Below are 14967 nucleotides of genomic sequence, written 5' to 3'. Positions count from 1 at the left end.
ATGTAGAGCTTGGATGAGGTGAATAAATTGGCAAAATACAAAGAATTTGATAACAGCAAAAAAGTATTAGTGACTGGCGGAGCTGGCTTTATCGGTTTCCATCTGTCAAAGCGGCTTCTTGAGCTTGGTGCAGAAGTAGTAGGTTTTGACAATTGCAATGATTACTATGACGTGTCGTTGAAGGAAAGTCGGCTGGCTATTTTACAAGAATATCCGAAGTATGAGTTTATCAAGGGGGATTTGGCTGACGAGTCAGCAATCAAGGCTCTGTTTGACAAGTCAAAACCAGATATTGTGGTGAATCTCGGTGCGCAGGCGGGCGTGCGGTACAGTATCGATCATCCGCGTAGCTATATTGATTCTAATGTGATTGGCTTCTTCAATATATTGGAAGCTTGTCGGCATAATCCGGTTGAACATCTGTTGTTCGCGTCCAGTTCCTCGGTGTACGGCAATCAGGAGAAAACGCCTTTCAGCACAACGGATAATGTTGACCATCCTATCAGCCTCTATGCGGCAACGAAAAAGTCCAATGAATTGATGGCCTACACATACAGTCATTTATATAACATTCCGGCAACGGGGTTGCGGTTCTTTACGGTGTATGGTCCCTATGGTCGCCCAGATATGGCCTATTTTAAATTTGCGAATCTGATTCGCGAGGGTAAGCCCATCAAGATTTACAACAATGGCGATATGCTTCGGGATTTCACCTATGTGGATGATATTGTCACGGGCATCGAGCATATGCTTTGCAACCCGCCCAAGGCCAATAAAGATGGCGACCGCTACAAGGTCTACAATATCGGTAACAATAGCCCCGTGAAGCTGCTGGACTTTATTGAGACGCTGGAAAAAGCATTAGGAAAGACGGCGGAAAAAGAATATTTGCCCATGCAGCCGGGAGATGTGTACCAGACTTATGCCGATGTCAGCGAGCTGGAGAAGGATTTTGATTTCCGGCCGTGTACTGCCATTGCTGAAGGGTTAGGTAATTTTGCGCGGTGGTATCGTGAGTATTACGGCGTGTAAAGGGGGAATATTTTTGAGTATCAGGACAATGCTAAAAGAAACTTTGCCGCCAGCCATGTTGGAGCCGTTGCGACGGGTGTATGATGATGTGCATTATGCTGCTATGCATGTGGTGCCGGAGGAGTGGTATCTGAAGCGGCAGTTTGAGAAATTGGTGGGGTATCCGCTGAATCTGGACAATCCGCGGACGTTCAATGAGAAGCTGCAATGGCTGAAACTGCATGACCGCAATCCGTTGTATACGAAAATGGTGGATAAGTATGAAGCGAAAAAGTATGTGGCGGAGATTATCGGTGAGGAATATATTATCCCAACTTTAGGTGTTTGGGAGCATTTCGATGAAATCGATTTTGACACTTTGCCGCAGCAGTTTGTGTTGAAATGTACTCACGACAGCGGCAGCATCGTGATTTGCAAGGATAAGGATAAGCTGGATAAAAAAGCGGCCAGGGAAAAATTGGAGCGGGGGCTCCGCTATAATTATTATTATCGCGGTGGCTTTGAATGGCCGTATAAAAATGTGAAGCCACGGATTATAGCCGAAAAATTTATGGTGGATGAATCCCGGACGGAGCTGAAGGATTATAAGGTCTTTAATTTCAACGGTGAGCCGAAGATAATTCAGGTTGATTATGATAGATTCGTGGAGCATAAGCGGGACTTGTATAGTGCGGATTGGGAGAAGCTGGAGTATGCGTTGATGTACGCCATGAATTCAGGTCATGAGGTGAATCGCCCGCAGAAGCTTGCTGAAATGTTAGACCTTGCTCGCAAGCTTGCTGAAAAACATCCTTTTCTGCGAACGGATTTTTACAGTATTGACGATAAGTTGTATTTTGGTGAAATGACGTTCTATCCTGAAGCTGGTTTCGGCAAATGGACTCCTGAAGAAATTGATGAGAAATTAGGAAATTGTGTGAATATTCAGGGGGGGGGTTGCTGATCGGTGATGGCTATATTCTGATAATTCGGATAGCCGAGTCGCAAAGTGATTTGACGGATTATAAGCTGATGTGTTTTAACGGCAAAGTAGAATGCAGTTTTACCTGTACGAATCGCAATTCGGAGGCAGGCCTGCACGTTACTTTTTATGACAGGGATTGGCAGAAAATGCCCTTTGCCCGTCATTATCCGGCAGAACGAGCAGCCATGCCCAAGCCGCGCAATTATGAAAAAATGGTGCAGCTGGCAGAAAAATTAGCGGCACCGTTGAAATTTGCCAGAGTAGACTTTTATGAGATAAACGGCAGGATTTACTTTGGCGAGATTACTTTTTTCCCGGGAAATGGAACCGAAGAATTTTCGCCCGAGAAATGGGATTACAGGTTGGGAGAGTGGATTGAATTAAAGACGATATTGATAGCAAAGTGAAAAACTCCACCAAATGGTCATTTCTGACCGAGTTGATGGCTAAGTTTATTACGCCGATAACGGGCATGGTCTTAGCACGTTTGCTTACGCCGGAGGCTTTTGGTGTGATGGCTGCCATTATGGTGGTGACTTCCTTTGCGGAAATGTTTGCGGATGCGGGCTTTCAGAAATATTTTATGCAGCATGAATTCTACGATGAAGCAGAGAAACGTAAGTGCTTTGGGACGGCTTTGTTGACTTCATGTTTGGCTGCTGCTTTTATATGGTTATTGATTGCAGTGTTTTCGGTTGAAATAGCAACGTTACTGGGGACAAAGGAAGTGGCAGATGGCATAAGGGTTGCAGGCTTCGGGTTGGTACTTACTTCCTTTAATGGAATGCAGGCAGCAATTTTTAAGCGCGGATTCCAATTTAAGTTGTTGTTCAAATTGAGGATGATTACGTTATCGGTTCCGTTACTGGTTACGATCCCATTGGCATATTTTGGTGCTGGATTTTGGGCGTTGGTATGGGGAATGTTGGTACAGCAAGGAGCAACATGCATAATACAAGGGCATTATACTGGCATGCCGTTGTCTAAGAGTATAGATTTATCAATGCTTAAAAAGATGCTGAGCTTTTCGCTGTGGACATTACTGGAATCTGTTACCATATGGTTCAGTACCTATGGTGGCATGTTTTTGGTGGGCACGCTATTGAGCAGTTATTACTTGGGGCTATACCGTGGGATGTTGACTTTGACCGGAGCGGCTTTATCTTTGATTAGTGGAGCGATTATTCCAGTATTCTTTGTGGCATTGTCCAGATTGCAGAATGATATGTCAGCGTTCCGACAGATGTTTTATAACGTGCAACAAAAGACTGCTTTGGTAATATTGCCATTAGGAGTATTTCTCTTTGTATTTGCTGATGTATTTGTGGGAATTATGCTAGGAAACCAATGGCACGAAGGAGACTTTTTCTTTGGACTGCGAGCGCTTACTTCTGCAGTTTCTATTCTTATCAACTCTTTTGCTAGTGAAGCTTTGCGTGCAAAGGGAATGCCTCGTTTGTCTGCATTATCGCAGGCATTGCATTTTCCAGTGTTGTGGTTCGGTTTATGGTATGGATCAAAATATAGTTTTGATGCTGTAGCATTGGGATTATGTGCAAGTTCGCTTTGGCTCGACCTTGTTAAAGGAGTTATTCTTCGACAGGTCTTGGGATGTTCCTTACGAAAAATGATGGTCGGTATAGTAAATGCTGCAATACCGGCAGGGGGTGCGGGTTTTTTCGCGTGGGAAACTCGTGCAATATTAGTTGATGTTTATGATTTATTCGCGATAGTGAGTGCTATATTAGTATTTATTGTTTGTTATATATTGCTAATAATCGTTAGAAAAACTAATCGTCAATTATTGTTCGGCGGACTAGCTTATCTAAAAAGTAAGATTTACATGTCTAATAGATAACAAAACTGGGTGATGGTTTGTTAAGTTAAGTTATATGTATGCTCATTTATTTACTCATTATGGTAGGAGAGATTATCAATGAAAATGATTTCTAAACCTATGAAATATGTAGCTAGAGATTTTGTATTGTCTAGTCTTATAGGTGGGTTAAGTCTATTCATAATAATTTCGTTTATTTGTTTAGTTTTATACTTGCTTGGATATAGCTATATTATCGAAAAGAATATAACAAATATTTCTGTTATAGCGGTGATTGTTGCATCTGTAGTAACAGCAGCTAATGCCTATAGAGAGCGAAAAATAAAAAAGAATGAAATGATTAAAAAAATAATTACAGAAAATCGTTATCAATGGCTTGAAAAGACACGTTTGGTTATGGCTAAGCTTCATGCATCGGAAAGAACATATATAACTTATACTATGGAAAACAGAGAAGATAGGTACAAGATTATTAAAGATATTGACTTATATAGTTCACAATTGATTTTATACCTTCCGTATGACGAAAATGTGTTTTGTGACGAGATATGTTGTTTGGTAAATGATGTTAAAGCCATAATAAAAGGAACGGATAAAGGCGCAACTGCAAAGTTATTATGTCGTATTCGTGCCCAAGAAAATAAATGCAGATTAATTTTAAAGAAAGTATGGAAGGATATAAAGTCTGAAGCAAAAAAAGAGTGAGTTTAGGATAACTCAAGGTGCTCTTCGAAGTAGATTTTCTGTGCTTTTTAATTCGTATGTGTCTATTTTGGTTTACCTGCCTGTAACCTTTGCTGCTTTTTTCTTGACAGCAAAATATATATGTAATCGTGCGTCTACATTAGTATTGGTTTTAGCATCTTTTATTTTCTACGGTTATTGGGATGTTCATTATGTTCCATTGCTTGGTTACTTTAAGTATACTGATTTTTTCCTAACTACTGTAAGTAATATAAGTGGTAGTGATTTTGATGTGCGATAAGGTATATTCAATGACAACAGATAAATGAAAATAGTCTTATGAATGTTTTATAATCCATGAGGATAAGTAAATTTTAAAATATATTTTGTGCTTTAGGGATGGATTAGGAGGCGTAGATATGAATGTTCTAGTTACTGGAGGTGCTGGTTTTATTGGTTCGCATCTTATTGGAAAAATAGAAAAAAAGCATATTGTAACCGTAGTAGATAATGGTTATACTGGTGATATTATACGTATGAGAACATGTGATGTTAATCTCATCAAGAAAAATGTTTGTGATCAGAAAATAGTAAAACAAATAGTCGATGAAAAGCCAAATGTTATTGTTCACTTAGCAGCTCAAACAATGGTAGATTCATCCATAAAAGATCCGGTTTTTGATGCATCTGAAAATATTATGGGGACACTTAATGTACTAGAGGCTGCACGCCAGTGTGGAGCACGAGTCGTTTTTGCTTCAACGGCAGCTGCTTATGGCGATGTGCTTGAAGATGATTTGCCAGTGGTAGAGTCACAGGAGCTTTCCCCGCAGTCGTTTTATGGATTGACGAAAGTCGGTGTTGAGAAATATTTGGAGCTCTATCATCGGCACTATGGTCTTGATTATGTGATTTGCCGGTTTGCTAATGTTTATGGCGAACGTCAAGGAGATACCGGCGAAGGTGGTGTAATCAGCATCTTTGCGAAGCGAATTGCCGCGGGTAAGGACATTACTATCTATGGAGACGGTACCCAGACGCGTGATTTCGTGTATGCCGGCGATATAGCGAGCGGCATTTGCAAAGCGATGACGACAGAAAACGTAAATACCGTGTATAACCTTAGCACACAGACCGAGACAAGTTTGCTTGATTTGGTGAAAATCATGGGTAAGGTTTCGGGATGCGACATTGTGCCGAAATTTGGTTCGGTGCGTGAGGGAGATATTTATCGTTCAATGCTTTCGAATCAGAAAGCAAAAGAAGGTCTTGGCTGGGAGCCGCAAGTTTCGTTAACAGATGGTTTGCGGCGGACGATGGCTTATTTTCAGGGGAATTGACCTGTCAATTTTTTGACTTGTCAAAAATGACATGTCAACTAGAGTTGATTCGTATCGTGAGGTGATTGGATGTTTGTGGTAAAGAAAAATTCTGAGATGATCAATAAGACGTTTCGTTTGCCAGTGGATTTGGTGGAGCGGCTCACGGAGGTTGCGAAATCTCAAGACGTGTCGGTCAACAATCTGGTACAGCAGTGTTGTGAGTATGCGCTGGGGGATATGCCAAAGGGAGACGCTGTCCAGAGGGCAAAAAAATGACCGGTCAATTTGACCGGTCATTTTTGGAAAATGTTTAGCGAATTTGTTCAGCAAGTTCATGTATTCGCTCAGGGCTAAGACGTGAGTATTTTATAATTTTATCGATGGGTTCCTTGTCACGTAGCATGCTTATCGCAAGCGAAGTTTGTTCTTCTAGCCGTCCTTCGGCACGTCCCTCCGCACGCCCTTCGTCCTGTAGTTTTTGCATTAATTCACACATGGTTTTTACCCCCTTGTTTTCGTGTTTGAAAAAGTCAGCTCGTTGGGCCAGTTTTTTACTTCCCATACATGCGATTGAGCGGGTTTTCTTTGAAGATGTTGCCTTGCTCGATGTAGCGATGGACCATCTTTTCGGATTTGTGGCGGGTCTGGCGCATGATGGAGAGGGCGTCGACGGCGTGTTGGGCGGCGCTGGTGGCAAAGCCGCGGCGCAGGCTGTGGCCGGCAAATTGTTTTTCGTCGAGTCCAGCCATCTTGGCGTATTTCTTGACAACGAGGGCCACGGATTTATCCGAGAGCTGCGTGTCGCGCAGGCTGTGGGCTTTGGTGAACGGACGGAAGATGGGGCCGCTATGGATCTGAGCGGCCGTGAGCCACGCCTTGAGGGCGCGTACGGCGCAGATTTCTTCGTCAGGGGCGTAGGGAATGGCAATCGTCGAGCCACGGCCGTACTGGTCGCCTTTGGACTGCGGTACGAAAATCATCAGGCCCTGCGGCGTAAACGTCAGCTCCTCGAACTGGATGCGCACGAGCTCCGAGCGGCGGAAGGCCCCGGCAAAGCCGAGGAAAATAAGCGCGCGGTCGCGCAGTGAGACGAGGTCATTATCTTCAAAGCAGTCGGCGAGCAGATAGAGCGTTTCCATGAGAATCGGCGATTTGCCACGCTGGAACGTTCCTTTTTCGCGGCGGATGGCTGCCATGGCCGCGCGCACGATGCCATCTTTGGCCGGATTATTTTTGCCGCCGTAACCTGCGGCGATATGGTTCTCGGAGATGGCCGTGACGCGGCGTGATACGGTGTTGGCTTTGGCATCATCGGCAAGGTCATTGATGTAGTTGACGATGGTTTCCGGCGCTGTCGGCAAGTCGCGTTCTCCGTGATGCTGGCACCAATCGGAAAAGTCACTCCAATCGGAGGAATAGGCTTTTAAGGTATTATCGGCTTTCGATTTTTCGAGACGGCGTTTGGCTTTGGCCGAGAGGCGCCGATTGCTTTCGATTCGCTGGTTTTTTACCAGCATGAAATTATCTTTTGGTTTCATCCCACTCATCTGTCTTTCTGTTAATTCGTTGTTGCTTATTGACATTATATACGAAAAATAGTTTGGCGTCATCCCGAATACGTTTTGGTAATTTTAATCTTTTCGTATATAATAGTAGATAGTGTTCTTTGACAAGAAAGAGAGGTATGCCTTGTATATGTGCAGCCGTAAGAAATACATCAAATATTCGGGACTGGTGGTGATGCTGGCCGTAATATGTATCTGTCTGGGCTTTTTTATTAAGGCACAACAGGATTACTTTGCCCTGGCGCAAAAACCGACAGGACTTACGGAGACAACGGCCACAGAGCCGCTCTCGTATTCACCGGTTTTGGCCTGGGATAAGGACAGCGAGTCGGTGTATTATGAGATAGAGTTTTTTGCCGATAAGCCAATGTTTTTGTCGCCGACCCAGGAGTCGGATAAGGCGATTTTCCGCAGTTATGCCATCTTCCAGAATCATTATAATGCGCCGCTGCAGTCGTTTGCGGCAGATTTGCTGGGCAAAAAGCCGCTTTACTGGCGCGTGCGCGGCATGGATTTGGATGGCATGCCCTATACGCCGTTTAGTTCGCTCGCGGAGCTTTGGACCAGCGGCGATAAGGAGGCGATGGGGGCGCCAGAACCCCTCACCGATTACAACAATGGCAATGGTTCGGTGCTGCTTTATCCCGTCTATCATTGGATTCCAATGACGGGCATGGTTCGCTATGAGATTGAACTTTACGAGGGCAATCCGCTAACTGACAAGGATGCTAAACTCGTTGATACGCTGCATACAGATGTGGCCGAGCTCTATGATGCCAACCCGCGTTACAGCAACCGCGATTTTTACTGGCGCGTACGGGCCACCGATGAAAAAGATGTTCCGACGAGCCGCTGGTCACTTCCGAAGCGGTTCCGGACGGCTCCAGCTGACCGTTGGGAGGTCGGTGTGTTAGGTGACAGCATTTCCCATGGCGGCGGCCACTATTCGTATGGGCCCGAGGATTTTGAATTCAGCTGGCTGCGGTATCTGGATTTTCCAACCATCAATCTTTCCGAGAGTGGCGATACGATCCAGATGACGGTAAAGCGGTTCGATCGGGATGTGCTGCCGTTTAAGCCGAAATATCTGCTGATTCTCACCGGCACGAACAGCCTTCGCGGCGGCGAGGACCCGAAGGTTGTTATCGAGGGGCTGAAGAAAATCCAGGAACGCTGCCGCGAAAACAACATCCGGCCGATTTTGCTCACGCTTCCCGATGTTAATCCCGATAACATTGCCCATGTATTCCATGAGCCGACGGCCGACGATTGGACCGAACGCTTCGGTGAGGTGAATGCGTATATTCGCACGCAGGTTCATATTGATACGGCAGCGGCTTTTCCGCGTACCGATGGGGTATTGCCGACGCCGTTTGCCATGGATGGCCTCCATCCCGATGTCGCTGGCAAAAAGCTCATGGGCGAAACGGTAAACAGTTCCTGGACTGAGGTTAAAAAGCAGGCCGACGACGAAATGAAACAGTTTGAAGAAAAAGAAGGTTTGAATTAACGCCCCTTTTTATGATAAGATAATATGGTGCTATAAATAGAGGGGGACTGTATTTTGCTGGTATTATCCAGGAAAGAACAACAGGAAATCATGATTGGCGAAAACGTCGTCGTGACAATTGTTAAAGTTGCAGCTGGCAAAATAAAGCTCGGAGTAACAGCACCAGATGATGTGAAGGTGCGACGGCTTGATGGTTTGCAAGCTGGAAATACGAATAATGGAGTGGATTCTCATGAAATTTGATACGAAATCAGGCTATGCGTTCATGCATCTTTATTTGACGCTTCATCCCAAGAAATCTCCGGCGTATGACCCGACGGAGGAAGGATATATTTCCGACGAGGCCGAGTCGCGCCTCCATCATTTTGCGGAGTTTATCCGTTTTAATGAAAAGCTGGCCGCAGAAGGAAAGGCCATCCGGGCCGAGCTCTTTGCCGAGAAGGCTGCAGAGGCTGGCAAGATTGCTGGCGAGGGCTGGCAGGATTTCACGAGCCATTTCACCGAGAACGTAAACGGTGAGATTGAGTTCGATGAAGCCGAGCTTTCAAAGGCCTTTGCAAAGTTTATCAGCGATGTGCGCCGTCTTTGCAGCCGCCCGCATTCGCAGCTGGAGATTGAATTGGCAAAATCCTTGGGGAAATAAATCTCCCTGGCAGAAAGATACCCTTGCGTTATCGATCGTGATAGCGCAAGGGTATCTTTTATTTGTTATCCCAGTTTATGTTTTTTGCTTTTTCCAGTAATTCGTCTGCCGAGGATGCTTCAATCCGCACGGTGTTAGCTGGATTTGGCTTTTGCGGCGGCTGCGCCTCACCGACATGGTCATGTTGTACGGCATGACCATGATGTCCATGATGTGCATGGGGCGGGCGTCGGCCAGCTCGCGGAGCCTCCTGCTGTGTTGTCGTAGTCAGTTTGGCTTCGATTTCGATATTAATGGAGGCAGCCGATTGGGCCGTAACGGCATGACCACTGATGTTGTGGTTATTGCCATTATCGAGTCCGGCATACAAAAGATTCATGACCTTTTCGGTCGAGAAGGAATACTGCTGGATGCTGGCTTTGATGGCCAGCGTTAGTTCCTGATAGGTGGGGACAACCGGCCGCTTAGGCGGGGACTTAGCCAGTTCGCGCTTGGCTTCGGCGCGTTTTTTCATCGCTTCTTCCATCCGCTGCTGCTGTTCTTCGGTCATTCGCTCGAGTTCAGCAAACAGTTTGGTGTTGCCGTCATCGTCAAAGGAAATCGCCAGCCGTTTGAAGCGTACGCCTTCGCCGAGCAGACCGTTTTCTTCGATTTGATTGAGCGTATTGGTCGATTCTTCGACTTTGGCCATGACTTCGTTGGCATACGATTCATCACTTGCCATCCGCTCGATTTCTTCGGTCGAAAGCATGACAAAGTATTTCTTGTGGCTCGGCCCGGCAATGTCGAGGGGATTTTCTACATCGTTGGCGATGAGAAAATCGTAGTCGCCGTACTGCTCGCGAAGATTGGCCAGAAACTTTTTCGCCTTGTCCGAAAGTTTTTGTTCATCGGGCGTCGTGTTCCATGGTTCTGCGGATTGGACCTGTTTTTTAGCATTGGCTTTCGTGGACAGATTGATGCCGCTTCCCGAAATTGACAAGTCAAAATCTTTCTCGGTGGTGTTCATGGGGCTGGGCGTTTTGCTGGCGTGGTCAGCTTTAACTGCACTGCCCAAGCGCTTTTTCCCCACGGGTTCCGCATTTTTTAGGGGGACATTTTGATTCATAGGATTAATGCTGTTTGCCATGGCGTTATCCTCCTTTGATTAGCCTATGAAATCCATTTCGGCAAAGAATACTTCCTAATCTGTATATCGGCTTAGAATGACTTGGGCTTAAGCTTTTGGCGGCATTAAACCTCGCTTACGGTGAATTTTTTCGCAGCCGTTCCTCGTGGAGAATGGAGCATTTTTCGACAATGAGCCGAACGACCCAGGAGGCCGGCCGGGTCGATTTGGTGTGGAACCATTGCTCGACGGTGCGGCTGGGAGCTCCTAAGAGGCGCTCACAGTCGCGTGGGGTAATGCCCCATAATTCCCGCATGAGCTTCATGGGCTCGTCGGCACAGGCAATGCGGTCGAGGGTGGCGGCCTTTTTTAATTCCTCGACATCGACGTCGAAGCCGGTTTTGCGTTGAAACCAGTTGGGGATATCATCGCGGGTAACCTTAGGCATGAGTGCACTTCCTTTCTGTCAGACTATGATGTTTTATTTATTCGTTATGGAAGGAAGGAATCCTTTTTCCGGATTTTCAATGTTTTGCCCAGATAGAGCAGACAAACGCAAGCTTTTATGATACTATAGTAAGGACAAATTTCTGCAAGGAGATGCTCCATTACTATGAAAACTACCATTATTGGTATTGCTGGTGGTACTGGTTCGGGAAAATCGACCTTTACGAACCGGCTCAAAAAATATTTTGGTGATGATGTAACGGTAATTTATCACGACAATTATTACCGTCCGCATGACGACCTGTCGTTCCAGGAACGTCAGCACATCAACTACGACCATCCCAAATCCCTCGAGACGGACCTGCTGATTGAACAGCTGCAGCAGCTCAAAGAGGGGAAAAGCGTCGAATGTCCGGTCTACGACTTTGCGCATCACACGCGTTCGTCGGCTACAACGATCATCAAGCCCAGCCGTGTTATCATTGTCGAGGGTATTTTAATTCTTCAGGATGAGCGCTTGCGCGACCTGTTTGACATCAAGATTTTCGTCGAGGCCGATGCCGATGAACGCATCCTTCGCCGCGTGCTCCGCGATATCAATGAGCGCGGCCGTGACCTGGAAAACATCATTGAGCAGTATTTGGAAACCGTTAAGCCAATGCACTATCTCTACGTTGCGCCGACGAAGAACGTGGCCGATATCGTCATCAACAGCGGCCTGAACAACATCGCGTTTGATGTCATCAAGGTCAAGATACAGGAACTGTTAAAGGAAAACAGCCAGGAAGATACCGAAGCTTAATTACACAATTGTAGTATGAATACAGAATACTTCTCGCGAATCTATCCACATTACTACTGTAATGTTGTATACTACTCGTAGGTTATGAGAAAGGACTGATTCATATGAAAAAACTTTTGGGAATCACTCTGAGCCTTGCCGTGTGGGGCGCTTTGCTCACGCTGCAGGGAACACCGGCAATTGATGCAACGATTGCCGAAGAAGCAGTTATTGCTGCCCATCCGGATGCTGTTGTCTGTGAAGCGGAACAGGTCGGGCATACTTTTGCCGTAGCCTATGTTGACAGTCATTTGCAGCATGGCGAGGTTACGCTGGCCGAAGATGGTTCAATCGTTGCTGTAAAATAAAGAAATAAGAAGGGCCGCCTGAGGGCGGTCTTTTTTTGTCTGTCAACAGGGAAAATAACCTCCTTTGTCCAATTAATAGTAGAGAATTATTTTGGGAATACGAATTAGGAGGTGAGAGAAATGGAGTCTTTATCCTTTTGGAAGCGAAATGATTTATCGGCGCTCCTTTTGCTTTCGATTTTTATGAACGGATTCGAAACTGGCGGCTATCAGGCAGCTCTTCTTTATGTCGGACAGGAATTTGACTTGTCAATTGGCCAGCAGGGAATCTTAGCCTCTGTCCAACTCTTTGCGACGATGATAGCTCCGCTGCTATTAGGGGCATTAGCTGACCGCATTGGCAAGAAAATCATGCTGGTGGTATTTACAGCTGTCCGCGTGTTGTCAGCGGCGATTATTCTGCTGGCGACAGATTCGCTGGTTTTTGCCGTTGGTATTTTCGTGCTCGGCTTTTCTTGCAGCATTGTCCAATACGTTGCCATTGCCAGCATGCAGGATGCGTATCCGCTTACGCGAAACCGCCGCATGGGATTCATCACGGCGATGTTTGCGCTTGGAGCGGTTATCGCGCCATTGCTCGTCGGCTGGTCGCTGTCCACGCGCTGGGGCTGGCAGGGATTTTTCCTCATCAGTGGCATAATCTTTTTGGCTCTGACGGTGCTGCTCGCGCGAACTGGCTTTGAGCCAAGAGAACCGGCAAGAGAAGAGGAAAAGAGGGCCGCGCAAAGTGGCATTTACGTCAAGGGCGTGGCACTGCTCTGCTTTATCATGTTCATCTACGTTGGCGTAGAAAATGGCGTATGCTTTTTTCTGAATAATTTCATGCTGGATACGATGAACTCGACCCGCGGCTATCTGGCGCTTTCCCTGTTCTGGCTCGCCATGATTCCGTCGCGGTTCCTCTGTGGCTTTTTAGCCAAATATCGCAGCCGCCTCATTGTGGCAGCGCCGTTTGGTGCGGCACTTCTACTGGCCATGCTAAGCCTGACCTCGCAGGAGACGCTGGCTTTTCTCGTCGTCTTTGTCCTGGGATTCTTTTGCGGCGGAGTTTACCCCAATGTGCTCACCTATGTGGCTGACTTTGCCGGTGGCAAAACGGCAACGGTTACGGCGGCCATTACTGTCGCTACGGGCGTCGGCGCAACGATTATATCGGCCTCGTTTGGTCTCTTGCATGACTATTTCGGCTTTTCGGGGGCATTCATGGTCCTGGCGGTGTTGTTAGGTGTGGATATCTTTGTCGCCATGCTGGTCCCGCGGTTGCAGCAGAGAACGGACAGATGAGGGGATTTGTGGTAAAATAGGGAAGTAACTATCAAAATTTTGGAGATGACGATTTGAAGGTAATTAATTTTTATGGCGGTGCAGGCATTGGCAAAAGCACGATTGCTGCTGACGTATTTTCCAAGCTGAAACGCAAGGGCTACAAGACGGAACTCGTCGGCGAATATGCCAAGTGGCTGTGGTATCAGAATGCTACGGATATCGTGGAAGACCAATTGTACCTGTTTGCCGAGCAGGCGCATCGTACGCGGACCCTCGAGAAATACGGCGTGGAATTTGCCGTTTGTGATTCGCCGCTGCCACTCAATATCATCTACAACCGCGAGCCCAGCGATGCCTTCGATACGCTGGTCATGCAGGAATTCAACCGCTATGAAAATTATAATTATTTGCTTCGGCGCAATGATGATTTCCTGACTATTGATGACCGCAAGGAAACCAATCTGGAACAGGCTAAGGAAAAAGATGCGCAGGTCGTAGCAATGCTGGAAAAATGGCAGATTCCTTATACGGTTATCTCGCCGTGGGAGACCGATAAAGTTGGCTTGGATTTGAAGGTACGATAACAAGCGTGGAGAAAAAAAGACTTTCGCAATGAAGCGCAGCCTTTGCGAAAGTCTTTTTGTATGCGTGGTATTTTACGCCGCAGGCAGGATTTTGCTTGGCGGTTCACGAATAGTTTTATCAAGTTAATGATAATGGATTAGCCTGTCAGCTGCAGGCAAAAGGAGAAATATGATATTACAAGTTCCCGTTGCGCGTTATATTCCTACTAACGCGTATTTCTATATTGATGAAGATACAAAACATGGTTTTCTTATCGACCCCGGTGCGGAGGCGGATAAGCTGCTCGCGATCATAGAACAACGCGGCTTTGTGCTGGAAAAGATTCTTTTGACGCATGGTCATTTTGACCACATTGGTGCAGTAAATGACTTGCAGCGCACGTTAAAGATTCCGGTGCTTATGCAAAAAAATGGCCGAAGCTATGCCGAAAATCCCGTGTGGAATTTATCCGCTCAGACTGAGGAACCGATAACGCTTCATGATGTTACGTATCTTGAAGACAATACCGATATCGTATTGCAGGCAAATCCGGACTTCCGCCTTCACATGATTCCGGTTCCCGGACATACGACGGATGGCTGTATGTATTACAACCTGCGCGACCACACCGCTTTCGTGGGCGATTCGATCTTTGCGGGAAGCTATGGCCGCACGGATATGCCCGGCGGTGATGAGGAAACGCTGATGAAAAGCATCGTTGGCAAAATATTCTCGCTGCCGGATACAACGGCACTGCTTAGCGGCCATTCCGGGGTAACGACAGTGGCCACCGAGAAAGTCCGGAGCTGGTATCAGGGGATAGCCGCCGAGTAATACGATAAAGCATGAGGGTATAAGGGCAGAAGGAGTAAAGAC

At 46.4% G+C, this 14967-nt stretch carries 19 protein-coding genes; 15 read left to right on the top strand and 4 right to left on the bottom strand.

The features are described 5' to 3' along the window. Positions 1-18 precede the first annotated feature (18 nt). From FZ040_RS02040 to FZ040_RS02010, 7 genes are all read left to right on the top strand, one after another. Positions 19-1032: an NAD-dependent epimerase gene (locus FZ040_RS02040; protein WP_439653901.1), complete on the top strand. Its 1014-nt coding sequence runs from the start codon at positions 19-21 to the stop codon at positions 1030-1032. A gap of 13 nt (positions 1033-1045) precedes the next feature. Then, positions 1046-1975: an ATP-grasp fold amidoligase family protein gene (locus FZ040_RS02035; RefSeq protein ID WP_149170463.1), complete on the top strand. Its 930-nt coding sequence runs from the start codon at positions 1046-1048 to the stop codon at positions 1973-1975. Beyond that, a complete protein-coding gene (locus tag FZ040_RS02030) occupies positions 1969-2403 on the top strand; it encodes an ATP-grasp fold amidoligase family protein (protein WP_222930928.1) in 435 nt (144 codons plus the stop codon). The genes FZ040_RS02035 and FZ040_RS02030 overlap by 7 nt, the downstream gene beginning before the upstream one ends. After that, the gene (locus FZ040_RS02025) at positions 2400-3854 is read left to right on the top strand and encodes an oligosaccharide flippase family protein (protein ID WP_255448699.1); all 1455 of its coding nucleotides are present in this window, start codon (positions 2400-2402) and stop codon (positions 3852-3854) included. Before FZ040_RS02030 ends, FZ040_RS02025 begins: the two co-directional genes overlap by 4 nt. 78 nt (positions 3855-3932) lie before the next feature. Next, the gene (locus FZ040_RS02020; protein ID WP_149170461.1) at positions 3933-4538 is read left to right on the top strand and encodes a hypothetical protein; all 606 of its coding nucleotides are present in this window, start codon (positions 3933-3935) and stop codon (positions 4536-4538) included. A 398-nt stretch (positions 4539-4936) separates the two neighbouring features. Further along, a complete protein-coding gene (locus FZ040_RS02015) occupies positions 4937-5857 on the top strand; it encodes an NAD-dependent epimerase/dehydratase family protein (protein ID WP_149170460.1) in 921 nt (306 codons plus the stop codon). A 69-nt stretch (positions 5858-5926) separates the two neighbouring features. Further along, the gene (locus FZ040_RS02010; protein ID WP_149170459.1) at positions 5927-6115 is read left to right on the top strand and encodes a type II toxin-antitoxin system HicB family antitoxin; all 189 of its coding nucleotides are present in this window, start codon (positions 5927-5929) and stop codon (positions 6113-6115) included. A gap of 34 nt (positions 6116-6149) precedes the next feature. Here the strand turns inward: FZ040_RS02010 and FZ040_RS02005 are convergent, their stop codons facing one another. Together FZ040_RS02005 and FZ040_RS02000 are read right to left on the bottom strand one after the other, a co-directional pair. Continuing rightward, complete coding sequence (locus FZ040_RS02005; protein ID WP_149170458.1) at positions 6150-6335, bottom strand: hypothetical protein; 186 nt, start codon at positions 6333-6335, stop codon at positions 6150-6152. 55 nt (positions 6336-6390) lie between these two features. Then, positions 6391-7356, bottom strand: a complete 966-nt coding sequence (locus FZ040_RS02000; protein WP_255448698.1) for a site-specific integrase — start codon at positions 7354-7356, stop codon at positions 6391-6393. A gap of 178 nt (positions 7357-7534) precedes the next feature. Between FZ040_RS02000 and FZ040_RS01995 the strand changes: the two genes are divergently transcribed. From FZ040_RS01995 to FZ040_RS01985, 3 genes are read left to right on the top strand one after another with little or no spacing between them, the layout of a single operon-like run. After that, positions 7535-8914, top strand: coding sequence for an SGNH/GDSL hydrolase family protein (locus FZ040_RS01995; protein ID WP_255448697.1), 1380 nt, complete (start codon positions 7535-7537; stop codon positions 8912-8914). Between the two features lie 54 nt (positions 8915-8968). Next, positions 8969-9157: a carbon storage regulator gene (locus FZ040_RS01990; RefSeq protein ID WP_149170457.1), complete on the top strand. Its 189-nt coding sequence runs from the start codon at positions 8969-8971 to the stop codon at positions 9155-9157. Next, positions 9147-9557 (top strand): hypothetical protein, encoded by a 411-nt coding sequence (locus FZ040_RS01985; protein ID WP_149170456.1) that lies wholly within the window; start codon positions 9147-9149, stop codon positions 9555-9557. Before FZ040_RS01990 ends, FZ040_RS01985 begins: the two co-directional genes overlap by 11 nt. A gap of 58 nt (positions 9558-9615) precedes the next feature. On the opposite strand, the gene FZ040_RS01980 is transcribed toward FZ040_RS01985, so the two are convergent. Then, a complete protein-coding gene (locus FZ040_RS01980; protein ID WP_149170455.1) occupies positions 9616-10686 on the bottom strand; it encodes a DUF6033 family protein in 1071 nt (356 codons plus the stop codon). A 115-nt stretch (positions 10687-10801) separates the two neighbouring features. Beyond that, positions 10802-11113: a hypothetical protein gene (locus FZ040_RS01975; protein WP_149170454.1), complete on the bottom strand. Its 312-nt coding sequence runs from the start codon at positions 11111-11113 to the stop codon at positions 10802-10804. A 165-nt stretch (positions 11114-11278) separates the two neighbouring features. On the opposite strand from FZ040_RS01975, the gene udk reads away from it, so the two are divergent. The 5 genes from udk to FZ040_RS01950 all read left to right on the top strand — a co-directional run bounded on the left by udk (position 11279) and on the right by FZ040_RS01950 (position 14925). Then, positions 11279-11914: a uridine kinase gene (gene udk, locus FZ040_RS01970; RefSeq protein ID WP_149170453.1), complete on the top strand. Its 636-nt coding sequence runs from the start codon at positions 11279-11281 to the stop codon at positions 11912-11914. Positions 11915-12018: 104 nt separating this feature from the next. Then, a complete protein-coding gene (locus FZ040_RS01965; RefSeq protein ID WP_149170452.1) occupies positions 12019-12261 on the top strand; it encodes a hypothetical protein in 243 nt (80 codons plus the stop codon). A 120-nt stretch (positions 12262-12381) separates the two neighbouring features. Continuing rightward, positions 12382-13545: an MFS transporter gene (locus FZ040_RS01960; protein WP_149170451.1), complete on the top strand. Its 1164-nt coding sequence runs from the start codon at positions 12382-12384 to the stop codon at positions 13543-13545. Positions 13546-13598: 53 nt separating this feature from the next. Beyond that, complete coding sequence (locus FZ040_RS01955; protein ID WP_149170450.1) at positions 13599-14111, top strand: AAA family ATPase; 513 nt, start codon at positions 13599-13601, stop codon at positions 14109-14111. 169 nt (positions 14112-14280) lie between these two features. Continuing rightward, a complete protein-coding gene (locus FZ040_RS01950) occupies positions 14281-14925 on the top strand; it encodes an MBL fold metallo-hydrolase (RefSeq protein ID WP_149170449.1) in 645 nt (214 codons plus the stop codon). Positions 14926-14967: the final 42 nt, after the last annotated feature.

Origin of the sequence: Pseudoselenomonas ruminis, assembly GCF_008271295.1 — a bacterium.
Lineage (GTDB): Bacteria > Bacillota > Negativicutes > Selenomonadales > Selenomonadaceae > Selenomonas_A > Selenomonas_A ruminis.
This window is presented reverse-complemented; position numbering and strand designations above follow the sequence as displayed.